Here is a 23,441-nt window from a genome sequence, read left to right as displayed (position 1 = left end):
GAAGAAAAAAGTAACACGCACCGCCTTCAGTCCACGCTCAGTCCACAATCAACCCCAGCAGCCCCACAAACACCGAAGCCTGGGAAGACGAGATCCGGCAGCCGGCCAGGTCTTCCGGGTTGACGGTCAGCGAGTCGAACGTGGAGCTGCTCAGGTCGGTGCCGCTCAGTTTGACTTCGGACAGGTTGGCCTGATCGAGCTTGCACCGTTCCCATTGAAAGTGCTGCACGGACGCGGCGTAGTAGTCGCTGCCGATCAGGGAGCAGTCTTCGAAGCGGACGGACTTGAACTTGACGAGGCGGAAGTTGGCGTAGTCCGCGATGCAGTCGGCGAACACGACGTGCTGCATCCGGCCGCCGCCGAAGTCGCTGCCGATCAGCCGGCAGTCGCGGAATTCTACCCGGTTGAGAAAAATATCCGCGAAGTTCACGTTGGAAAAATCGCAGCGGTCGAACAGGACGTCGGTGAATTCCGTTTCGCGCAGCGCGGATTCGGAGATCGTCATCTGTCTGAAAATCACCCGGTCGAACGAAGCCCGATCGGCGTCGAACCCGGTCCATTCCGCCTGCTCGATCAACCGGTCCGCGATTTCGGCCCGGGACTCCACATACACGTCCGTCTCCGCTTCCAGCTGCTCCTCCCGAAGGCGGGGCGCCGTTATTTTCTGCGTCATCTGCTTCTCTCCTCTCGTATACCGTGTATCGTTCCTGTCTTGCGCTGGCCTGATTGTATCACACGTATGTAAAAAGAACCGCGCGCCCCGACGTTTGCACGTCCGCAGCTGCACGGTTCTTCTGCCGTTCGGGATTCATTCAAGCCGAATGCCGGGGTCTGCCTTATTCCGGCTTCGGCCCCTGTATCCGACCCGGTACGTGGACAACGCACTAGATCAGCTTATGCCGATACCATTTGTTGCCCATGAACCGCCAGACGAACACGCCGCCGCGAATCGCCCATTCGGCGTTCATCGCAATCCAGACGCCGAGGATGCCCATGTCCAGCACGATGCCGAGAATGTAGCCCAGCACGACGCGGAACAGCCACATCGACAGCATGGACACGAGCGAGGTGAACTTGGCGTCTCCCGCCGCGCGCAGCGCCGACGGAATCATGAAGCTGATCGACCACAGCGGAATCTGCGCGAGCGCGTTGACGAGCACGATCAGGAAGATGTCGTCCACGATCTCTGCCGGCGGATTGAACAACCCGACGAGCGGATAGAACAGCGCCATCACGAGCACGGTCATCAGGACGTAAAAAACGGAGCCGAGCGCGACGAACGATTTGGTCAGCTTTTTCGCATCCTTCAAATCCCGCCGCCCGATACACTGTCCGACGACCGTGATCAGCGTCAGCGACAGCGCGTTGGCCGGAATCTGCATCACGCCGGCCAGCGAACCGCTGATCGCGTTGGTCGCGATCGCGTACGTGCCCATGCTGACGATGAAGATTTGGGTCAGGATTTTGCCGCCGTTGAAAAACATCTGTTCCGCCGCGAACGGCATGCCGATGCCCAGCACTTTTTTGAACATATCGAGCCCGACGTGGAAAAAATCCCGGATACGCAGCCGCAGTTCGGCGTCGATCCGGATCAGGTAATAGACCGCGCAGGCCGCCGCCAGGTAGCGCGAGATGTTAACCGACAGCGTCATGCCGAACACGCCCATATCGAGCACGTTGATGAACAGCAGGTTCAAGCCGACATACGGCAGGTTCATGACGAGCGACAGGGCGAGCGAAGCCCGGGAACGCCCGATGCCGCGCAGCGCGCCGCAGACCGCTTCCACAAACGCAAGGCCCATATACGAAAACCCGCTGCCGATCATATAGATACGCGCCAGTTCCTTGACCGCCGGTTCCGCCGAGCCGAACAGCAGGTTCAGCAGCGGATTGTGGAAGACGATCATGAACAAGCCGATAAACAGCGCGAGGACCGAGACGACCGAAGCCGCTCCGGCCGTCGCTTTGGACACCATGATCGAATTGCCGCTGCCTTTGTACTGCGCGACGACGACCGTCCCGCCCGTGGCGACCGCCACGAAGATGCTGAGCAGGAAAATGTTCAGCGAATCGACCATGTTGACCGCGCTGATCGCGTCCACTCCCGCCGAACTGATCATCGCCGTGTTGATCATATGCAGCCCGACGATAAACACCTGATCGACGAGCAGCGGGACGAACAGCCCGATGATCTGCCTGTAATCGATCGACCGGCCCGACAAATATTTCTCCAGAAGCCTGACGCCCCATCCCGTTCGTATGCCGCTTTCCGCCATCTCCAACCCTTCTTTTTCACGTATTTTGACCGCTTGCTTGTGCCAAACAAAAAAACGCCCTGCTCGCCGATGCGGCCGTAGGGCGTGACTGACTTCTCGTAATCGTTCCTTGCGGATGCCGAAGCGGCATCCCGCCCGCGAAATCGGCTTGCAGCAAGCCGCGTGCGACCCTGGGTCAGTTCCGCCACGTGTGCAAATATATCACGATTCCGCGCAAAGGACAAGGCGTTCGGACACGCGGAAATCTCCGCTATCCGCTTGCGAGGCGCGGGTTACAGCCTCGATTTGACCTGCTCCAGCAGCGCATGCAGCGCTTCCGTTTCTTCCGGCTTCAGCCCTGCCGTGATCCGCTGTTCGAGTTCGACGAACATACGGTCGAATTCCGGGATCAGCGCTTTCGCTTTCTTCGTCACGTACACCTTTTTCTGGCGCTCGTTGCCTTCGGGCACGATCCGCTTCACGTACCCTTTCTTCTCCAGCCCCTGCAGCATGCTGCTGACGCTTGCGCCGGTCCGGTTAAAATGCTTGGCCAGCTCGTTCTGGATGATGCCGTCTTCCCGGAACCGGTAGATGTGGCCGAGCATCTGCCCCTGCTGCGCGTTCATGCCGAGCTCGGCCAGCCTGCCGTCCGATGCCGACTTGAGCTTCGTCCCGATCTCGCGCAGCAGATCCGACACCGGCGTCGCCGCTTCCGCTCCATCGCCCGTTTCCCGGCCGGATTCGTCCGCCCGTCCCGCCGGCTCCGGCGAATGCGCCGCAGACGGCTCTGCCGCGGGATCGCTCCCATCCGGAGAACCTGCGCCGCCGGCCTTTTCCAGAGCGGCCAGCTCCGCCTGTTTGGCTTTTTTCGCTTTGGCGGCGTTTTTCTCGCTTTTGGACTTTTTCGTCTTTTTCGAAGGTCCGTCTTTGTCGCTCATGCTCGATCGCCCCTTCCCGGGTGCTTGCGGATTGTAAGGTTAGATCCCTATACTGTAGATCCTCATACTGTTAGAAGGCTAACTATGTCAAGACTATAACCGTCGGGGATCTGACTGTCAAACGTCTGACCACGCAAAAAAAGGCCCGAACCTTCGATTATCCATCGAAAATTCGGACCTTTTCTTAAAAGGGATGCGGTCGAGAGGACTCGAACCTCCACGGGGGTTAGCCCACACGGACCTGAACCGTGCGCGTCTGCCAATTCCGCCACGACCGCATATCTTGATGGCTGCGATTACCTCGCGAGCACAAGAAATAATATATCACGATCCGAAGAAGTTGACAAGCATTCTTGTTAAACTTTTTTGAGAATCTCGTTAATTTCCTGTTCAAGCACGAGATAACGATGGGTACTGCGCATGATCGGCACCTTGGTCAGCTTGTTTTTGTCCACATACACTTTCATCTGATCCTTGGTCAGGCCAAGCAGGCTGCCCGCTTCCGTAACCGTCAGCACCTGTTCGTTGCTTGTCGCATTGAACGTCTTTTTGACCTTTAGATTCCAATCCTGGAATGTACTCAATAGATCGACCTCCTGTTTAGGAAAATGTGAACGCTCGGGTATGAATCTCTCTATTATACCACACTGCGGCGATCTAAAGGGTTAAATAAAAAAACAGGAAGGAACGGCAGCCCGCTTCTTCCTGTTTCCGTTCGCGTTCCTGTACCGAAAGCTCAAGCTTCCCAAGTGTTCCGGCGGCGTTCCCTTTACGATTTACTTCGCCGGCTGGGCCAAAGCTGCCGCCTGCTCCGGCGTCAGCGCGCCTGCGTACACGTTCAATTCGTCCAGTTGGCCTTTGAACGCGGCATCCCACCAGTTTACACCGAGGGCGAACGTGCGGTTCGCGCCTTCCGTGAACAGGTCCGGGAAGCCGGTGCCGGAAAACTTGCGCTCGCCGTCCACGTACACGGTCAGCGTGCCTTTGTCGACCGAGAACGCCAGATGCGACCAGGTGCCGGCCGGAATCTTCGTGCCGGTCACGCCGTCGTACCAGCTGGCGCTGCCGGACCAGAGCATCGTCTGGTCGCCGACCGAGCCTTTGGGCAGCAGGCTCAGCCAATGCGTCTCGTCTTTGGCGCCAAAGAACGTCGGCGTGAAGGACGTCAGCTGCTCCGGCTTCACCCAGAGCGAGACGGAATACGACGCGCTCTCGATCAGGTTGCTTGGCAGGCTCACGCCCGAAGCGCCGTCCAGCACGAGCGCTTGTCCGGCGGCGCCGTCCGCGTAGCTGACGCGGCCGCCTTCTTTGCCGATCCGGTCGCCGATGACGGTGCCGGCCGCGAACGCGCCCTGGCCGTCGGACAGGTTGTTCTCGAACGAATAGGAAGCCGTCAAGGCGGCATTGGCATACGGCACGACGGTAATGTCGAACGTGACCGCCCTGCTCACGCTGCCTTTGACGATCGTCGCGGTCAGCACGGCCTGGCCGGCCGGTTCGCCTTCGGCCGGACGCGTCACTTTGCCCGTCGAAGAGACGACGCCTTCTTCGGAACTGCTCCACGAGATCGACGTGCCGCGGCTGCCGACGGTCGGCAGCTTCAGGTCCGCGGTGACCCGGCTCGTATCGCCGAGCGTCAGACCTGCCGCCACGTTCGCCACGACCTGCTCGTCGTTCAGATCGGCCAGGCGCGTGCCCCACGCCGATTCGCCCGACTCCGATACCGCGGTGAACGTCATGACGTTCGTTTGCGATACCGGGTCCCACTGGCGCAGGAAGACGCCGTCGAATTCTTCGCCGCTGAGCGTCAGCTTGGCTTTGTTGTCGGCGTTTTTGCGCCATTTGCCTTCAAGCGCGCCCGTGACCGTGCCGTCGTCATTGAGCGTGATCGACTCCGGTTCCTCGATCGCGCCGGAATAGGCTTTGCCGTGGTTCACGTAGCGGTAATCGCCGGCGATCCCGTCTTTTTTCACCTTGTCCAGCGTTTCTCCGCCATACCGGTACGGCGCCACGACCGGCCAGCCGTCCTTGTTCATGAACATCTGGTGGATACGCAGCTCGTGCAGTTCGCCCTGCTGCGGGAAACGGGTATGGAACACGAGGAACATCTGCCCGTTCTTGTCCGTGTAGACGGAGTTGTGTCCCGCCGAGACGTATCCGTAACCGGCGCCCGTGCCCGGATCGCCCGCTTCGCGTTCGAACAGGAAGTTGCCGATCAGCTTGTTGCCGATCTCGGTATTCTCCGTGGCCGCCGGCAGCACCGCGTTCTGACCGAGCGAGTCGGTGTACGGGCCGTCGATGTTCTTGGAGCGGAATACGCGCATATTATAGCCGCCGTCCGCGCCCAGCCAGCCGTAGGTCACGTACAGATAATACTGGCGCGTGCTTTTGTTATATTCGATGTACGGGCCTTCGCCCGATTTGCCGTACCCGCCCGCGATCTTCGTGCCGAAGTAGCGGTCGATCGGGCGTCCGTCCTTGGTCGTGCCGTCTTTGCCCGGGAAAATAGGCTGGCCGGTCTTCGGATCGATCTCCAGCAGGAAAATGCCGCCCGACCACGAACCGTACGTCATCCACAGCTTGCCTTGGCTATCGTAGGAAAGAGCGGCGTCGATCGCGTTCGGATACTGTTGGTTGTTGTACGAACCGTCCGCATTGAACCAGTCGTCTTTCTCGCCGGCAAGCTTGCCTGCCCCGATCAGTTCGTCGATATGCGTGCTGGTCCACTTTTTGTTCACTTTGCTGTCTTTGTCGTACGCTTCGTTCTCCGTAAAGCCGGAGTAGACGACGGTGCCGCCGTACTCGTACGGACCTTCGATCTGCTTGGATACCGCAAAGCCGAGCGCCGAGCGGATATAGGTCGAAGACGCGCTGTAATAGGTCATGTACGCGCCTTTGGAGCCGTCTTTGTTCACGTAGTCCTTGTTCCAGAACACGTCCGGCGCCCAGACCGAGAAGCCGCCTTTGCTGTCCGAATCGTTCTCTCCGGCCCATGCGAACGAACCCGCCAGGTTTTTGGACAGATCGCCGTAGATGGCGTTGCCCGGCGTTTTGTAACCGTTTGCAAAAGAAGTCCAATGCATCAGGTCGGTCGACTTCGCCGCATCGATATGCGAACCGAAGACGTAGAACGTGTCGCCGTCCTTGACGATGGAAGGATCGTGCACGGAGACGTTCGAGAACGTCGGAGGCGTGTCGGACGACGTCCCTGCCGCCGAGGCGCGCATATCGGGGCCGCAGCCGGCGGAGACCGGCACCAGCAGGGCGAGCGACAGCAGCAGTACGGAACTTCGGGTAAACTTGTTGCTTTTCATGTACGTATGTTCCTCCTTCGGATGTGGGATTCAAGAATGATAGCGGTTGCATGAAGATACTTTTAACCTTTTCGCCGTTCTTTGCCGGTATCCTTCTTGTTTTCGAAAATAAATAACAAAAACATTAACTAAATAAGCCTAAACATTTAGTTTTGCACTCTATTTTGCGATATAACTTGCTTTAGATTAACTTTTTTGTATTCGAAAACGTATTTTATGAGTCTTCGTTTCACTTTATTCTTTACCTTCTGCGGCTTGTCGTTTGTTCAGCCTTTTTCCACACGGGTATTAGTAGAGAGACCGAAAAACATTTGTATAGACATGCAATTAGGCAAAAAAGCAAAAGGAGCGGATTCCATGTTCGGTTTTGCGGATCTGGTCTCGCTGATCATATCGGCATTTATCATTTTGCCCGTCGTCGTTTTTCTACGCGAATCGGGTTACCTGCTCGGCAGCCTGCTGTTCGGCGTGCGCAATCCGCGTATCACGTTGGGGTCGGGGCCGCGTCTGTTCAAGCTCGGGGTGTTGGACGTGCGCCGCCATTACCATCTGTACAGCTGGTTCTCCTACGACGAGATCAGGCGCGAGAGCCGGGGTGCTTACGCCTGCCTGTACGCCGGGCCGATTCTGGTCAATCTGGCGCTCGCTTTCGTCCTCAACGCCCTGCTGGCGAACGGGATCATCGATTCGCAGCAGACCTTTTGGGAACGGCTTATTTTTTACGCTTTCTATTACGCCCTGTTCGACGTCATCCCGATGCGCACGACGAACGGCAAGCCGAACAACGGCATGATCATCTACGAGATGCTGCGCTACGGCAGACGGACCGGATACAATCACGAACCGTTCCTGCCTTCGACGAGCGAGACCGAGCAGCATTACCGGGAGCAGATGGAGCAGTATGAGGAACTGGCCAAAGAAGATCCTCTTCTACAGCGAAAAAGAGATCGGCGCCTGCGGCGCATGGAGACGGCGAATCGGATCGGCATTCCGGTCGGGCGGAAAAAGAAGCCTGCCGAGCCTCCGAATCCGGATTCGGAAGCGCCGCCGGGTCGGCCGGGCCGCGGGGACGGGGAGGAGTGAGCGGGGCGGGTTCGCGGGTAGGCGGACAAGGCGCGGGCGGCCGAGACGCGGGCAAGCAGGGCGCGGGGCGGGTTCGCGGCCAGGCGGGCAAGGCGCAGGGCGGCCGAGGCGGGGCTAGCGGGGTGCGGGCGACCCGGCGGGTATAGCCAATGCCTGGCCGCTCCATGCTGCGCACGCGCCAAAAAGGAGACGGGGATTTCCCCGTCTCCTTTTTGGCGCTTTTCGCACCTTTCCAACTCCGTTCCTGCGTCTCTCCCGCCCCGTGTGCGAAGGAAGCGAATCGTAACGAATCCTCATACCGCTATTTGTCCATTTTCCGCTTTTTCCGCTATCTAACGAATCGTCATATCCTTATTGAGCGCTAACAGGCCGTTTTGGGACGAATTCGAGCCGATAGCGTGATGACGATTCGTTAGTTTGGATAAAAGCGCGCTGAGGCGCAATATAGCGTGTGCAGGATTCGTTAGCGTGACCACCGCCCCGCCAAACGCTACACCCGTCGTTCCAGCACGACGACGCTCACCGAGTTCGCCGGCAGCTTCAGCACCGCCGTGCGGCCCGTTCGGCCTGTCCCGCCCGTACCTCCTGCGGCTTGGCCGGAAGCGAAGCCGTCCACGCCCGTGCCGTCTTCTAGCGCGAAGACACTCTCGACCGGCACGACCGGCTCTCCGCTTTTTTTGTTCACGTTCGGCACGTGCAGCAGTGCCGGATCGCCCGTCAGCGTCACGAGTTTGGCTTCCGCCGCGACTTCCAGACCGTCGAGGTTCAGACGCGTGTTTTTGTCCACGCCGTCGGCGTTGACCAGCTTGACGTAGACGTGCCCGGCATCCGCCGTCACGGAATGGAATACGTCGCGGTTGTAGGCTTCCAGCTTGTAATCCAGCACTTTGCTGCGCCATCCGCCGGCCGGATCGGCGTACGAGCAGATCAGGTTCCGGCCGCGCGGGCCGCCGAAATCGACGGTGATCGCATACGGACGCCCGTCTTCAAGCCCTTCGTAGTTCGCCGCCCGCAGGTTGCCTGCCGCCGTACTGGACGAATAATCGCCGAGCGTATAGCCTTCCACGCCCTGCTTGTGCACTTTGAGGCCGGTCGCGGAACCGCCGTAGCCGATCGCGTACTCCAGCACGTCTTTGCGATCCGGCGAGATGTCGGTCAGGCCGACGCCGACGTAGAAGCCGTCTTCGCCCGAAGCTTTGGAGGCGATCACTTCGACCGTATACCCGGTCCACTCTCCGCTCGGCACGTACAGGCCGTTCAGGCCGCTGCTTTGCGGCTTGAGCACGAGGCCGCGCCCCGCTTCAAGCGCATAGCCGGCCGAGCCCGGGATGACCTGCCAGACCGGATCGAGTTCCGCCGCCTGCGTAAAGTCCGTCTCCAGCAGCACCTCGCCGCTGTCGCTTGACGTCACCGTGACGCGGCTTACCGTCACTTCCGCCCGACCCGCCGCGACGTGGATACCGCCGCGCGGAATAAGGTCGACCGGCTGGCCGCCGCGGTACGTCGAGAACGAAGTCGGCAGCACGCGGTCGCCCAAATATTTGGCGAACATCTGCTGCACGTAATAGTTCGGCGTGAACCAGACGCTCTCGTCGTCGAACCAGATGCAGTCCGGCGTCCATCGGTAGGTGCCGTCGGTAAGCACTTTGTTGAACAGCGGCGCATAGGCGGCCAGCCGCACGACGTCGGCATTGTTCTCGAATCCGGTCATCACCGCGGCTTCCGCCACGGCGCCCGCCAGCGTGTTTTTGTCCGTGGACGCGTATTCGCCGACGAACACTTTGGACGTGGCCGGCCAGTCGAGGCTGCCGTCTTCGTTGTAGGCGCGGAAATAATAATTGTAGCGGTCCGCGTTTTCCAGCAAATATTCGTTCGACCGATAGTAATGTTCGTCCGCGATCGTGTCCATATAGTTCGGCTGCTTGGCGTACCAGGACACTTTTTCCGAGATGACCCGATCCCGATCCGCGAACTGCACGTCCGCCGAACCTTCCAGGCCGCCGCTCAGGAACTTCCAGCCCTGTTGGTACGCGTCGTCGTCCGCCTGCGCGCCCACCGTGGAGATGATGTGCAGCTCGCGGTCCGGATAATGCTCGGCCATGTACTCGTCGATCCGGGCTTTGAACACTTCGAAGTTGGCAAAAAACTCCGTGCCCCAGTTCTCGTTGCCCACGCCCAGATAGCGCAGGTCGAACGGAGCTTCGTGCCCCATTTTCCGCCGCATCGCCGCCCATTCGTTATGCTCGAAGTCCATGCCGATCGCGAAATCGATCAGATCCGTGAAATTGCGGATGTACTGGTCGCGCAGTTCGCCGCCGGCCGGATGCGCGTAGTCGGAACGGGCCTGGCACAGCACGCCGCACGCCATGACCGGCAGCGGGGTCGCGTTCAGGTCTTCGGCCAGCTGGAAATATTCCATATAACCGAGGCCCATCGTCATCATGTAGCCCCACACGTTGAAGTTTTCTTTACGCAGCTCGATGTCGTTGACCGAATCTTTCCAATCGTACACATTGTCCCAGATAAAAGAACCTTCCGAAATGCAGCCGCCCGGGAACCGCAAAAACTTCGGATGCATCCCCGCCAGCGCTTCCACCAGATCCCGGCGCAGCCGGTAATTCGGGTTGCCGAGATAGTTGGCGCGCGCCGAAGGCGAACCCGCTTCTTCTGCCGCACCCCATACGCCGCGCGGCACGAGCGACACGAGTTCGATCGAAATGTCGCCGTCGAACGTCAGCGAGAGCTGGCCGAGCACGTTCCGGGAGCCGGTGAGCACGAGCGTCGACAGCGCGCTGCCGTCCGCCGGGTAAGGCACGCCGTATTTTTGCCACGTATCGCCGCCTTCGACCGCGAACGTGACGACGTCGCTCGCCGCTTCGCCGTCCGGCCCTTGCAGCTGAAGCGTGACGGAGCCTGCCTGCGCCGCTTTGGCCCACACGGTAAAATCGTACGCGGCGCCTTCCCGAATAGGCATCGCGCACCCGCCGTTCGTGTCGTTGAAGCCGCGGTTGTACACGGTCGCGCCGTCCGCGACGGTGACGTAATACCCGTTCACGTCGGGATCGGAGGAACCGAGGAATTGTCCCAGCGTATCGGTGCTGCGCGGCGTCATCTTGTCGATATCGCCGTACCACCACAGCAGCGGCTGACGGTTGCGGCCGGTCGAGCAGCCGCATTCGCCGGACGCGTGCGAATACGTATCGAACTCGAACGCTTCGAACGAGCGGTTCTGCACCATCTCCGCATAGATGCCGCCGTCGGCCGCATTGTTGATGTCTTCGTAAAAGAGCCCGTACATCACTTCGCTGACGTCGACTACGCCGTCCAGCGTCTCTTCGCCGTGGATCGTCACCGTATACGGAGGCAGTTCCGGCGGAAGAACGGAGACGTCGAAGCTGCGCCGTACTTCGCTGCCGCCGACCTCAAGCGCTGCGGTGAGTGTCGCGGCCTGCGGGCTGCGCGGTGCGGAGGACGGAGAATTCGAAGCCGCCCCGCCGCCCGCTTCCTGCGTGCGCGCGCCGGTGTCCGGCCAGATCCGTCCGTCGCCCGACACGAATTCCGGACGGCTGGATGTCCAGTTCACGCGGACTTTGCCGCCCATCAGCGAAGTAGGCAGACTGACGTCGCCCGTCAAAATGCTCGTCGGAAAAGACAAATATTTGTCCGCCGCCAGCCGCACGATCTCTTCGTCCGTCAGCGATTCGCACAGCACCTCGATCACGTCGTCGGCCGACAGGCCCGCCGCGTAGACGCGGAAGTCCGAGATCGAGCCGGCAAAATCGTCGTCTGCGGCGTACTGCGAACGGCCGATGAAATTGCGGCTGTAGCTGCCCTCTTCGACGAACGTCTCGAACCAGCGGCGCAGCTGCGCGTAATGGCCGCTCGACGTCTGGCTGATCGTGCCGTCGGCGACCGGTTCGCCGTTGACGTACGCGACCGGGCCCGCGCTGCTCAGCGTTCCGCCCTGCGTGCCGACCACGCTCAGCGCGACATGCATCCATTCGCCGCGCACGAACCCTCGGCCCGGATCGACGACGAGGTCGCCGCCCCCTGACAGCGTGCCGCGCAGGCTGCGGGTCAGGAACAGCGACGGTCCGCCTTCATTTTGGCCAAAATCGAAAATGCGTTCCCACACGCTCGTGCCCGCGTCAAAACGCACCCAGGCCGTCACCGTCACACCGCTGCGATCGCTTACATCTTGCAGCAGATCGGACGGCAGTTCGAGGTAAGAGGTGCCGCTGCGCCCTCCGCCGAACGTGACCGCCGGCCTGCCGGTCTCCTGCGAGATCCGCGGCAGCACGCTGCCGGCGGCGCGAGCGTCTCGCCCGTGCCCGGAAGCGTCCCGCCCGATATCGGCAGCGTCATCGAACGTATAGTGGGCAAGAAGGCGATCGCGGAACGAAGCCTGGGCTGGATTAGGGATTGGCGTTGAAGTCATGGATGAATTCTCCTATCGTTAATGGATTTCTTAATTTAATTAATATAATTGTTAATTAGTAATAGATATGCGTTATATGCTTATCATACCCTGTTGTACGTACAACTTCAAGTCGGGTCGGGGAATCCCCGTTCCCCGTTCCCCGTTCCCCGTTCTCCGTCCCCCGTCCCCCGTCCCCCGTCCCCCGTCCCCCGTCCCCCGTCCCAATGATGCAGCTAACGAACCCTCATAACGCTATTCCGGAAAAAAAGCCGTTTTCCGAATGTTAACGAATCGTCGTAACGCTATTCGGCCCCATATCGCACATTTCGCACGTTTTTGTTCCTATAGCGTGACTACGATTCGTTAGATTTTCAAAATCCCCGTTTTCGCCAATGTAGCGTTATACGGATTCGTTAGCTTTTACCCGAGAGCCGGCGAAACCCGTCTGCGGGTCGTTGTGCGAGCCGTTTTGTCGTTTTGTCGTTCTGCCACCTATCCCATCTCCCCAAACCCTCATTTCCACTCCGGCAGCCGGTACGTTCGGAATCTTTCTTTGCCGCTCGCCACGACGAGATGTCCGCTTGATACGGACGCATGCAGCAGGCGCCTGGCGTGCTGGCTGCTGATTCGCAGATGCTCCGCAAGGCGCGCCGCCGTAAACGGGATCGGCGTCGTGCGAGCAAACCGCAGCAGCTCCGCCTCCAACCAGGATAGAGACGGTTCGGCAGCCGAAGCGGTGAATTTCCCGGCAAAAGCAAGGATCAGCTGGCGGCAGCGGCCCGGCTCTTCCGCAATCGACGGATACGCGATCGGCAGCAGCGTCCAGTCGTCCAGAGCGAGCAGGCTGTGCCTCCAGCACAGATCCTTGAACCGCCGCACATCCAAATCCCGGGCATGCGGACCGTAGCCCTGGATTTCGATCGCGCCTTTCGCGCCGCCGGGCCGGTACGCGAAGTCGATATACCGGTATCCCCCGTTCAGATCGCGCACTTCCCATTCGGCATGCAGATGGTCGAAATGTTTGAGCGCGGGCAGCCAGATCGAACGCAAAAACTCCACGCTCCCGTGCCCCAATCCCGCTTCGAGCCGCTCTCTTCTTCTCGGATTCGGCTCGGCCGCAAGTTGGGCGTCTATCCAACCGGCGTATTCTTTTGCAAACTCCGTCATTACAGCCTCTCCCTCCTTCTCCCGAGACGCGCGAGCACGCAAAAAAGCCGCTTCAACCCCGAAGGATTAAAGCGGCGCGTGCTTCGCGTCCGTATGGCATCAAGTGTAGAAAAGAACGCGAAAAGAGGCAAGTGCCGTTCGCCTTACAAACGCGGGGCGACCGAACTCCCCACACTTTGCAATCTTAAATCGCTCTAACTCTTAACCTGCTCCAAGCTCTTAACCTGCTCCAAGCTCTTAAACCGCTCTAAACTCCACCGTACCGAGCTGCAGGCCCGGTTTCGTGAATTCGACTTCGAGCTTGTACGTGCCTTTTTCCAGCTCGATCGACACGAGGCGCTGCTTGAGCCAGCGGCCCTGGGTGCCGTTCATCTGCACGGTCGTCATGATCTTGCCGTTGAGCAGCAGGTTGCAGGCGCTTTGCGAAAGTTCCGGCTCCGGCGACATGACGTTGACCGCTACGCGGTACACGCCCGGCTGCTCGACTTTGAGGTAGACCGGCGAATCGACGGAAGGCTGAATGTCTCCCTGGCCGGCCAACGCCTGCGCGCTGTCCAGTTGGGTGACGCCTGCCGCTGCGAATTTCTCGAACGACTCGTCCGTTTTGCGTTCTCTTCCGAACACCGGCGCGTCCATGATGAACTGGCAGATGTTTTTGGCGCTGCGCTGAAGCTCGCCGCGGGTTAACGTGCCGTCCGCCAGCGATTCGATCGTGTTGTCGCCCCAGATGTTGGTCTCGGCGCCGTAGTTCATCACGACCATGTACAGATCGTTTTGCGCGCGAATCATGAAGTTCGTGTTCTTGCGATCCGCTTCGCCGCCGTTGGCCGAATCGTTCATGATCGCCCACCAGTCGGTCATGACGATGCCGTCAAAGTTCCACTCGCCGCGCAGGATCGTCGTATTGAGATCGTAATTCGACGCCGCCCAGTGGCCGTTGATCGGATTGTACGAAGTCATGATCGATTTGGCGCCGCCTTCGCGGACCGCGATCTCGAAGCCTTTGAGGTAGATCTCGCGCAGCGCGCGTTCGGATACGACCGCGTTCACTTTGCTGCGGTACTGCTCCTGGTTGTTGCAGGCAAAGTGCTTGAGCGTCGCGTTGGAACCGCCTTTGGCGATACCGCGCACGCAGGCTGCCGCGAATTCGCCCGACACGATCGGATCTTCGGAGAAATACTCGAAGTTACGGCCGTTCAGCGGGCTGCGGCGGATGTTGAGGCCCGGTCCGAGCAGCGTATCCACTTCGTTGAGCACCAGCTCCTGTCCTTCCAGCACGTACAGTTCTTCGACCAGATCTTTGTCCCAGGTCGCTGCGAGCAGCGTGCCGATCGACACCTGGGTCGCCTGTTGGCCGCTGTCCATCCGGATGCCCGAAGGGCCGTCCGCCGTACAGGCGACCGGAATGCCGTAGCCGAGCAGCGTGTCGCTGACTCCGCCGAACACGGATGCCGTACCCGGCGTCGCAAGCGGGCTGCTCATGCCTTCGCCGCGCACGAGCGTCGCCAGTTCGTCGTTGCTGAGCTGCGCCACGAAAGCGTCCAGCGAAGCTTTGCCGGCTTTGACGTCCTGCAGCTTGATGCCCTGATCTCCGGTCTCCGCCAGCGATTGCGGCATACGGTCCTGGATACGACGCGCCATGTCGACGCTGCGGGTCGGCACGATCTCGCTGTCCATCTCGTACGAACCGTCCGCTTGGCGGGCGCCCGGCTTGAGGCGGTTGAAAGCTTCGACCGGCGCCATCGCTTCTTCAAACTGGGCCACGACGCGCAGTTCGTTCACGATGTAACCGCCGGCTCCGTCCACCTGCACGACCGAGGTCTGCTTGACGCTCGATCCGACGTGCAGCAGGTACGTACCTTCTTCGAGCACGTAGGCGTGCGCGTGTCCGGTCGTGCCGGCGTCGTCGTACGAAGCGAGCTTGTCGATCGGGAAACCGACCGTAATACGCTGCGATTCGCCCGGTTGAAGCGACTTCGTTTTGCCGAATGCCACGAGCTTTTTATACGGCTGGCCGAGTCTGCCCTGAGGCGCTTCCACGTAGACCTGCACGACTTCCTTGCCTTCGAACGTATCGCCCGTATTCGTCACGGTTACGCCGACTTCGATCCATTCCGCGCCGTCTTTTTGCAGCGTTTGGGCGGGTTCCGGTGCATGCTCAAAAGTGGTGTACGACAGGCCGAAACCGAATTCGTACTGCACTTTTTCCGGTCGAAACGTTTCGAAATACCGGTATCCGACGTATACGTCTTCCTCATACACACTCTTGAACTCATTGCCGTAGTTGCTCGTGGACGGATAATCGTCGATCGAGTAGGCGATGGTGTCGGTCAATTTGCCGCTTGGCGTCACGTCGCCGGACAGCACGTCCGCGATAGCGTTGCCGCCTTCCATCCCGCCGTGCCACGCATAGATGACGGCCGCGATCGGATGTTTGTGCGCCGCGTCTTTGACCCAGCTCATGTCCACGATGTTCGACACGTTAAGCACGACGATCGTCTGCTCGAAATGGTTCGTGACCTGCGTCAGCATATCCAGTTCTTCCGGCGTCAGGCGGTAGCTGCCCGGTGCGTCGGCGTTGTCCTGGTCTTCGCCGGCCGTCCGGCCGATGACGACGATCGCTTTGGACGATGCGTCGCGCGCGCCTGCGACCAGTTCGTCGCTCAACGGCATTTCCGCCTGGTGCCACGGTTCCGCCGCCCAGCCGCCTCCGCCGTTATCGAACGGATTTTCTTCGATCCATTTCGTGTACACCGACGCCAACTCTTCGTTGACCGTGACGGAAGGCTTGCTCCGCAGTCCGTCCAGCAGGTTCGTCGTATGCGACACATGCACGCTGCCGCCCGATCCCGTACCGCTGCGGTAATAGTTGAGCTGTACCCGTCCGAAAATCGCCACGTTCTCGTTTTCCCGGATCGGCAGTGCCTGTCCTTCGTTCTGAATCAATACGGCACCTTGAGCGGCCACCGTTCTGCTGAATTCCGCGAAGCCTTTTAGAGGTCCTGCACCCATTACTTTATTCAAAGCTTTCCCTCCCGATTCTGTGTGAATGCTGCACGTGCGCGTACGTTCCCTGCGCTTTCCGGTCGGCTGCCGAATGTTTTCCGATTGCATGATCGCGCTTTCCGAAAACAGTTTCGTAAATGCCGGAAACACGCCGCGCATCTCCCTCCACTATAAAGAATTCCGCCCCAAGAAGCAAAGCTTTATCTGTGAAAAAAGACGGGGAAGCACTCCGGTCCGCCTAAACAGACCCGGGCCGCCGCGGCCGGGTCTGTCCGAACCTTCCTCCTTCCTCCATACGCGGCCGATTGTGCCGAAACAGCGGGCTTTCCATAGAAACGTTCTATTTTTCCAGCGCAAAAGATTCCCCGACCGCATGCGGTTCACCGTCAAAATGCTGATACGGCGTCAGCGTGTACGCATGGGCAGCCGGATCTATGGTCGCATAACGGGCATAATGCCAGGCTTCTCCGGAACGGCCCGACGCTTCACGGCTGCCTGCCTCGATAAAAGGAATCTCCGTGCCGTGCTCGTCCTGCAGAAGAAAAGCGGTCATTCGCGGCGTCTCGGGATTCGCAAATTCGCTCTCGTTAAGCACGCGATAATACAGCAGCGTCGATACCGGACTCACGATCGCTTTTTCTACCCGAATCTCTTCGCCTGTAGCCAGCTTCATGCTCCGTTCCAGTTCGATCGTCTGCGTGTCCGCCACAAGTTCTCCGGCCGAAGCTTGAATATCGAACGTCCACGGCCGCTTCGGTTCGATGATCGACGAGTCCGATAGCCAGGTCTGACCGTGCCTGATCTCGTCGTAGATGATGGACAGATTCATCGGACCGTCATTCGGAAGTTCGCTCAGGTTCACTTCGCCGTAGATCGTATACGTGCCGTCCTTTTCTTCGATCGATTGGGTGCCCGTCGTCAGTTGAAGGTCGTCTCGCCCGTCGATCGCGACCGCAGCCGACAAAAACGTCCGGTAATCGAAGTCGGCTTGGGCGGTCGGCTCGAACGTGGCACTGATTAGAAGCCGGTCCGTGTCGAACAGCACTTCGTTCAGCGTGAGCTTCCCGTATTCGTTCTCCGCCGTCTGTCCGATCTGCGTTTTGTACGACGAGTAATCCGCCGCTTCGCCTCCCGACGTGCTGCCGAAATTCTCGATCAGTCCCGCTACCCAGGGCATCTCGGCCAGCGCCTGCGGGCTGTACGTCCATGCCGCTCCGGCGAGCAGCAGAACGGCGGCGGCAGACATCAACCCTTTGGCTTTTCGGTTTCTACCGCGCTGCCGGACGCCCCCCGTCGACTGCAAGCCGCCGGGCAGCCTGCTGCCTACTCGCTGCGTCCACTCGCGCCGCTCCGCCTCGCTTAACGCTTCTTCTTCGTAATCCGCGGCATCCAGCTTCCATTCGTTCAAATCGTCGTACACGCTCATTTCTCCTGCACCCCGTTTCGCGAAATCCAACTATTTTTCAACTTCCGCCGGCCGCGCGACAGCTTGTTATGAATCCACGATTCCCGCACGTTCAGTCCCGCCGCAATCTCTCTCGCCGGAACGCCTTCCAGATAGTAGCGTTCGAACAGCCTGCGCTCGTCTTCCGGCAGCTGCTCCAGCACGTCTTCCACGCTCGACTTCGCCGCCACGCGATCGCTGTCCGTCCCGGGCAGCCGCTCCGGGTCCAGCTCTCCGCCGGCTCGGCGCCCGCGTTCGCGCAGCTCTCTGCGCCGATAGTCGATCGCCCTGTATTTGGCGACGGCCGCCGACCACTGCCGCAGCGTATTGCGCTCCGCGTCGAACGACCCGATATGGGTCCAGATCGCCAGCAGCACGTCGTCGAGGCATTCCTCGCGGTCCTGCCGACTGCCGGGCAAATGCCGATACACGATCGCTTTCAGCAGCGCACCGTGCAGGTCGATCAGCTCGCGCAGCGCCCGTTCGTCCCGGCGGCGAATACGGTCGACCAATTCTTTTTCCTTCTGCTGCCTGTCTTCCGACTCCTGCTCCATCCCGCTCGTCCCTCCTTCCGTTCCAAGTACCGACCCCGTTCGAATCCGTACCGACATTGTATACTACGAAGGGAATAAAGGGATTCTATCGTGGGGTTCAAAAAAAGGAGTCATGAAAAAGAACCCTCTTCCCTTACGCACGCAAAAAAAAGGACGCCGATGTGTGATCGGCGTCCGTTTTTCTTCTTGTCCGCGAAGCGGACTTCGTTTGATTTTACTGCACGTCGTCTGCCAAAGTTCCCGTCCAGATCTCGCCGGAAGCGCCGCGTTTCGCGGTGTGCGAAATCGTCGCTTCCTGCACGTCGCCGAACGCCCAATGCGTCTGCGGCATGTCGGGGAACTGCGGCTTCAGTCCGGTCAGCGGACCGCGGGACAGCATGCGGTTGATCAGCGTTACCGCTTCGGAACGCTTGAGCACCTGGTTCGGACGGAACGATCCGTCCGGGTAGCCGGCGATAAAGCCGTCTTGGCTCAACCGCTCGATCGCCGAGGACGCCCAGTGTCCCTTCGTGTCCGTGAAGGTCGAACCGCTCGCGGCCGAACCTTCCAGTCCGAGGAAGCGGACGGCGACGGCGGCCAGTTCGGCACGGGTCACCTGGCTTTCCGGCTTGAACGTCCCGTCTTGGAACCCGTCGAAATAGTCGTGCTTGACGGCGATGCGGATATAATTGGCCGCCCAATGCGAAGTCGGCACGTCGCGGAATCCGATCGGATCGTTAAGGTTGACGTTTTCGGTCAGGCGCGCGACGATCGCCGCGAGTTCGGCGCGGGTCAGCGAACGGTCCGGCTTGAACTCGCCGTCGGGATAACCGAGAATGTAGCGCTGATGGCGCAGTTCTTCGAAGCGCGGCGACAGGACGCGGACGTTGACGTTGGACTGCGCCGCCGCCTGTACGCCTGCCTGCGAAGCGCCGGCCGAGAAGCTGCCCGTCACCGGGTAGCTGCTTTCCGGCCCCTGCTGCATCGGCCATTTCAGCACGATATTGTAGCTGCCGGACTTGCCTCCGTCCAGATTGCGGACGGTCCATACCAGGCTACCGCCGCTGCGGGTTCCGCCCGCCGCGTCGATCACTTCCGCTCCCGCGGGAAGGGCGACGCGAATCGTGCCTTCGCCGAGCGTTACGCCCGACACGTTCTTGTAATCGACCTTGATCGTCGATTGTCCGCCTTCTTCGACCGGATTGCGGTCGACCGTCAGCTTCAGTTCAAGCTGCGGCGCCTGTACCGGCTCCGTCGTCGCGACCGCGGCCGGGCTGCCGGAGCGCTGCGGCGTCAGTTCAAGGTCGTGCCGCACGATCTCCTGACCGACCGACAGGGTCGGGCTTGTGTACGTATCGTACCCTTTTTGCGTGACGATCAGGTAGTAATCCGTCTCCGGGTAGACCATGTAGGCGTAGAAGCCGTTCACGTCGCTCAGCTGGACCGGGCTCGCATTGTCGTTCGGAGCGAAGCCCGGAATGGCCGGCAGAACGACTTTGGTGTTCGGAGCGACGCCGCTGCCGCGATTTTTGGCGGTATCCGCGTAATACAGCGTCACGGTGGCTCCTTCGATCAGCGCTTTGGTCGAAGCGTCGCGAATCGTGCCGTACGGATCGACCAGTTCCTGGGAAATATTCATCTCCCCGTTGGCCTGCACGTGGACGGTGCTCGTCCCGATCGTGATCGCCTTGCCCGGTTCAAGCTCGTAGCGGATCTCAAGCTTGTAATCGCCGATCGTCAAGCCCGGGGCGCTGAATACGCCCTGCTTGCCGAGCGAGAACGACTTCGGACTGCCGTTTTCGGTCACATAGTGGCCGGAAGCGTCCTGCAGGTAGACCGACGTATGCGCGATGAACGCGTTGTCGATCAACGAACTGCTGCCGTCGGGCCGTTTGAACATGACGATGCCGGCCGCGGTCTTTTGCGATTCGTAGACTTCTTCTTCCGTCGTGCCGGCCATGCCGACCTGGGCTTTCTGCTCGTACGTCACCGGCGTCGGAACGCCGCCGACTTCGATCAGGCGGGTCACCGTCAGCGTGTATTCGCGTCCGCCGAACGGAACCGGCACCGAGTAAGCGCCGTGCGTGTCGGTGTTCACCGTGCGGTCGAAGTCGACGCCCGGCTCGATCGAGCCGTTACCGTCCACGTCAAGCGTGATACGGACAGTGGCTCCGACGACAGGCGTATTGTTTTTGCCTTCCGTCAGCACGCCTTTTACGGATGCGGGCAGGAAGACGACGCGGATCTCTTTTTGTCCCCACAAGCCGCGGACCGGATCGTTTACGGTCGCCGTGACGGGGAACGACTGCTCCTCGACGCCGGTAATATTCGCCGATTGATACGTCAGGGTCGCTTTGCCGTCCGCGCCCGTCACGGCGCGATCGCCGTTCGGGAACGAGCCGATGCCGCCCGAATCGAACGACACTTCCACGCCCTGGACAGGGACGCCTTCCGCGTCTTTCAACAGCGCCGTCAGTTCGGTCCGCGACGTGCCGTCGCCGACGATGGCGGCGGGATCGGCGGTCAGCGTCAGATCGACCGCCAACACTTCAAATCCGTTATCGGCCAGACGCGTTTCCGGTTCCGCCGGCAGGATCATGCCTTCCGACCCCAAGGCCGTATAGGCGACCGCGTAGCGGCCGGGAAGGGTGCGGGCGTCCAGCGCATACGTCGATTTTTCCCACTGCTTGTAGCCGTCCTGCGCGAACGTCGAAGCGTTGGCCAGCAGCAGCGGCACTTCCTCGCCGCCCACCGTCGCGCTTACGCCTTCGGCCAGCAGCGAACTGACGGCCGACAGCTTCAGCGATTGGCCCGGGATCGCTTTCGCGGGACGGGTATCGCCTCTTTCCTTGTCGCCCGGCCATCCGTCGAGCGTCCGATCGATACGGACGGTCACGGTCGCCGGAGCGCTTTCCTGGCCGTCTGCGTCTTTTACGGTATACATGAACGTATCCGTGCCGCCGATGAAGTCGGGATTCGGCACGTAGGTCCAATTCCCTCCGTTCGGATCGGCGGGATCGGCCGGCGTAAGCACTCCTTTGAGCGGCTGGCTCGCAATGCCGTACACGAGCCCGGTGACCGTTTCCGGATCGCTGCCGCGCAGCGTGACCGGAATGGACGCGGCGCCTTCTTCCGCGCCGACGCCTACCGCGTCTCCGCTCGGAACGCCGCTGTAGGCGATCGAGACCGTACCCGGAATTTCGGAGTACATCTTGCCGTCGTACGCTTCCCAAGCGAACATCGCCGTTCCGCCGTTAGGCAGGCCCGCCGAAGGCGTGAAGCGCAGCGTGTCCAGCTCGCCTGCCGCGATTTCGGTCCGTGTACCGCTTGGCAGATACACATTCCCCGTCACCGTGGTGTACGAGAGTTCGCCCTGCTTGGCGCCGAAATCTTCGGGCAGCGTGATCCGAATCTTCGTTAACTTGTCGTTCTCCGGGTCCGCATAGGCCGGCTTCAACGAAAAGTCGTCCCGGCCGAACGACACCGCTTCGCCGGCGGAACCCGACTTGCCCACATGTCCCGCCGCAGGCGGCGCGTTCACGCGAATCGTCAGGCTGCCCGCTTTGAGCGCGTATTGGGTGCCGTCGTAGCCGTTCCAGCGGAACTCTTCCGTGCCGGTGAACCCTTCCGCCGGCACGAATCTCAGCGCCGACAGCTCGGAAGCGTCAAGCTCGCCGCCGGGCTGCACGTCGATCGGAGCGCTGCTGCTTCCTCCGTCCAGCACCAAACGGCCTTTGGACGGATCGGGCAGCGTATCGAACCGCAGCTTGCTCGGCGGGCCGGATTTGCCGTCGCTGTAAGCCGCATCGAAGATCGACTGCGGCAGCGGCACGGTCTCGCCTTTGTTCGCTTCGATCAGGATCGGGTCGAGCCGCGGCGCGTGGTTGGCCGTCAGCATGACCTTGCCCGGATAGACGGCGTATTCGTCGCCGTCATAACCGTTCCATTCGAAGCTGGCCGAGCCGTCGAAGCCACCTTCGGCCGGAACGAACTTCAGCTTCGGCAGATCGGCGGCCGCAATCTCGCTGCCGGCCGCAATATCGGTCGTAACGCCGCTTGCGCTCTGGAGCACCAGACGTCCCGCGGAAGAATCCGGAAGCGTCACGATACGAACTTTGTCCAGATGGGCGCCGTTCGCGGCTCCGTTGATTTTGAGGTAATTTTCCTTGAACTCGTTCGGATCGAGCGCCGTCGCGTCGTACTGCGCGACCGAGGTCGCGAAGTCGCGCAGCTTGGGATCGAACGTCGATACCGTATATATATGCTGCGCTTTGCCGGGATTGGTGTAGCTCTCCCCGACCTTGCCGTCGCCCCGATCGTCGAACAAGATCACGTTGACGTCGTACTCTTTGGCCGGATCGATACTCGGATCGACCAGCTGCACGCCGCTCCACGGCTGTGGCACGTTCGCTTCGGCGCCGCTGAACAGTTTCTTTTTCGTGTCCAGGTTCTGGTCGACTTCCGTTTTGCTCGCCGCCGGCTTCACGACGCTGACTTCCATCGCGAAGCTGCCGTTTTGCTTGGGTACGAAGCTCGTATCGACGGTGATTCCGCCTTTTTCGACCGAAATGTCGCCTTTGTCGATCGCTCCGCTTTCTTTGGCTCCGCCGTCGACGATGAGCTGCGCCCAATCGACGATAACTTCCCAGTTCGGGGTGGAGCCGCTCGAAGCGGCATTGACGTAATGATGCGTCGATACGCCGTAATAATAAGGTTCGTCCGCTTGGATCTTGGACGCATCCAGCTTCATGACGGTCGTGTTCCACTTTTCGTTATTGCCCGAAAGCGCGCCGACGTAAGTCTGCTGCGGAAATTCTTTTTTGTAATCGGCCGTTTTGTTGGACCAGAAAGTGCCCGACGTCGGCCACGCCGTATACGGATTGCCCAGACGGAGCAGCGCCGGATCTTCGGACAGGTAGACCCGATCCCATTCTCCCGTGCCGCTGCTTCCGTCGTATTCGTCCACGTCGAACGCCCGCATCAGCAGATACGCGCTCTCCCGCGGAGCCTGGGCCACGCCGTCGATTTTCGATTCGATCGGATACAGCGCGGTTTTGGTCGTGCTGTCCACGTATCCGTTGCTGATCCGCTTGCCGATGCCTTTGTCGTAATCGAGCTGCATCTCGGCACCGGTCGGCACGCCTGTTCCCACGACGTCTCCGTTCCAGGTGTCGATATCGTTAAACGACGTCGCGCCCAGCGTCTCCGCCGATGCGTGAGGCATGTTCGGCCATACCGGACCTGCCGCCAACAACAGCGCAAGCAATGCGGCTGTCGTTCT

13 protein-coding genes and 1 tRNA gene are annotated in these 23,441 nt (G+C 60.4%); 2 read left to right on the top strand and 12 right to left on the bottom strand.

The features are described from left to right. Positions 1-37: 37 nt before the first annotated feature. From FFV09_RS11605 to FFV09_RS11580, 6 genes are all read right to left on the bottom strand, one after another. Positions 38-673 (bottom strand): pentapeptide repeat-containing protein, encoded by a 636-nt coding sequence (locus FFV09_RS11605; protein ID WP_141447970.1) that lies wholly within the window; start codon positions 671-673, stop codon positions 38-40. Between the two features lie 211 nt (positions 674-884). Next, complete coding sequence (locus FFV09_RS11600; RefSeq protein WP_141447969.1) at positions 885-2,276, bottom strand: MATE family efflux transporter; 1,392 nt, start codon at positions 2,274-2,276, stop codon at positions 885-887. A 272-nt stretch (positions 2,277-2,548) separates the two neighbouring features. Continuing rightward, complete coding sequence (locus FFV09_RS24130) at positions 2,549-3,193, bottom strand: MarR family winged helix-turn-helix transcriptional regulator (protein WP_246098533.1); 645 nt, start codon at positions 3,191-3,193, stop codon at positions 2,549-2,551. A gap of 194 nt (positions 3,194-3,387) precedes the next feature. Then, positions 3,388-3,471 (bottom strand) — tRNA-Leu (locus FFV09_RS11590). 78 nt (positions 3,472-3,549) lie between these two features. Beyond that, positions 3,550-3,777 carry a helix-turn-helix domain-containing protein gene (locus tag FFV09_RS11585; RefSeq protein ID WP_141447968.1) on the bottom strand — a complete coding sequence of 76 codons (228 nt, stop codon included), beginning with the start codon at positions 3,775-3,777 and terminating at the stop codon, positions 3,550-3,552. Positions 3,778-3,969: 192 nt separating this feature from the next. Continuing rightward, positions 3,970-6,507 carry a LamG-like jellyroll fold domain-containing protein gene (locus FFV09_RS11580; protein ID WP_141447967.1) on the bottom strand — a complete coding sequence of 846 codons (2,538 nt, stop codon included), beginning with the start codon at positions 6,505-6,507 and terminating at the stop codon, positions 3,970-3,972. A gap of 357 nt (positions 6,508-6,864) precedes the next feature. Between FFV09_RS11580 and FFV09_RS11575 the strand changes: the two genes are divergently transcribed. Both FFV09_RS11575 and FFV09_RS23745 read left to right on the top strand, forming a co-directional pair. After that, positions 6,865-7,590, top strand: a complete 726-nt coding sequence (locus FFV09_RS11575; protein WP_246098532.1) for a hypothetical protein — start codon at positions 6,865-6,867, stop codon at positions 7,588-7,590. Further along, positions 7,587-7,736 carry a hypothetical protein gene (locus tag FFV09_RS23745; protein WP_170315002.1) on the top strand — a complete coding sequence of 50 codons (150 nt, stop codon included), beginning with the start codon at positions 7,587-7,589 and terminating at the stop codon, positions 7,734-7,736. Before FFV09_RS11575 ends, FFV09_RS23745 begins: the two co-directional genes overlap by 4 nt. A 344-nt stretch (positions 7,737-8,080) precedes the next feature. Here FFV09_RS23745 and FFV09_RS11570 read toward each other — a convergent pair whose 3' ends face one another. The 6 genes from FFV09_RS11570 to FFV09_RS11545 form a co-directional block, all read right to left on the bottom strand. Continuing rightward, a complete protein-coding gene (locus FFV09_RS11570) occupies positions 8,081-12,028 on the bottom strand; it encodes an alpha-L-arabinofuranosidase C-terminal domain-containing protein (RefSeq protein ID WP_141447966.1) in 3,948 nt (1,315 codons plus the stop codon). Positions 12,029-12,523: 495 nt separating this feature from the next. After that, positions 12,524-13,177 (bottom strand): transcriptional regulator, encoded by a 654-nt coding sequence (locus FFV09_RS11565; protein ID WP_141447965.1) that lies wholly within the window; start codon positions 13,175-13,177, stop codon positions 12,524-12,526. A gap of 237 nt (positions 13,178-13,414) precedes the next feature. Next, a complete protein-coding gene (locus FFV09_RS11560) occupies positions 13,415-16,189 on the bottom strand; it encodes a glycoside hydrolase family 3 protein (protein WP_141450438.1) in 2,775 nt (924 codons plus the stop codon). Positions 16,190-16,523: 334 nt separating this feature from the next. Next, positions 16,524-17,603 carry a DUF4179 domain-containing protein gene (locus FFV09_RS11555; RefSeq protein ID WP_170315001.1) on the bottom strand — a complete coding sequence of 360 codons (1,080 nt, stop codon included), beginning with the start codon at positions 17,601-17,603 and terminating at the stop codon, positions 16,524-16,526. 2 nt (positions 17,604-17,605) lie between these two features. Then, complete coding sequence (locus FFV09_RS11550) at positions 17,606-18,181, bottom strand: sigma-70 family RNA polymerase sigma factor (RefSeq protein WP_141447963.1); 576 nt, start codon at positions 18,179-18,181, stop codon at positions 17,606-17,608. A 214-nt stretch (positions 18,182-18,395) separates the two neighbouring features. Then, on the bottom strand, positions 18,396-23,384 hold the full coding sequence (locus tag FFV09_RS11545) for an S-layer homology domain-containing protein (RefSeq protein WP_141447962.1): 4,989 nt from the start codon (positions 23,382-23,384) through the stop codon (positions 18,396-18,398). Positions 23,385-23,441: the final 57 nt, after the last annotated feature.

Origin of the sequence: Saccharibacillus brassicae, assembly GCF_006542275.1 — a bacterium.
GTDB classification, from domain to species: domain Bacteria; phylum Bacillota; class Bacilli; order Paenibacillales; family Paenibacillaceae; genus Saccharibacillus; species Saccharibacillus brassicae.
Note: the sequence above shows the minus strand (reverse complement) of the source record. Positions and strands in the feature narration are given on the sequence as shown.

Bases quoted from the DNA above. Each gene is read 5' to 3' on its own strand.
- FFV09_RS11605 (WP_141447970.1), bottom strand. From the start codon at position 673: ATGACGCAGAAAATAACGGCGCCCCGCCTTCGGGAGGAGCAGCTGGAA.
- FFV09_RS11600 (WP_141447969.1), bottom strand. From the start codon at position 2,276: ATGGCGGAAAGCGGCATACGAACGGGATGGGGCGTCAGGCTTCTGGAG.
- FFV09_RS24130 (WP_246098533.1), bottom strand. From the start codon at position 3,193: ATGAGCGACAAAGACGGACCTTCGAAAAAGACGAAAAAGTCCAAAAGC.
- FFV09_RS11580 (WP_141447967.1), bottom strand. From the start codon at position 6,507: ATGAAAAGCAACAAGTTTACCCGAAGTTCCGTACTGCTGCTGTCGCTC.
- FFV09_RS11575 (WP_246098532.1), top strand. From the start codon at position 6,865: ATGTTCGGTTTTGCGGATCTGGTCTCGCTGATCATATCGGCATTTATC.
- FFV09_RS11570 (WP_141447966.1), bottom strand. From the start codon at position 12,028: ATGACTTCAACGCCAATCCCTAATCCAGCCCAGGCTTCGTTCCGCGAT.
- FFV09_RS11565 (WP_141447965.1), bottom strand. From the start codon at position 13,177: ATGACGGAGTTTGCAAAAGAATACGCCGGTTGGATAGACGCCCAACTT.
- FFV09_RS11560 (WP_141450438.1), bottom strand. From the start codon at position 16,189: ATGGGTGCAGGACCTCTAAAAGGCTTCGCGGAATTCAGCAGAACGGTG.
- FFV09_RS11550 (WP_141447963.1), bottom strand. From the start codon at position 18,181: ATGGAGCAGGAGTCGGAAGACAGGCAGCAGAAGGAAAAAGAATTGGTC.
- FFV09_RS11545 (WP_141447962.1), bottom strand. From the start codon at position 23,384: ATGCCTCACGCATCGGCGGAGACGCTGGGCGCGACGTCGTTTAACGAT.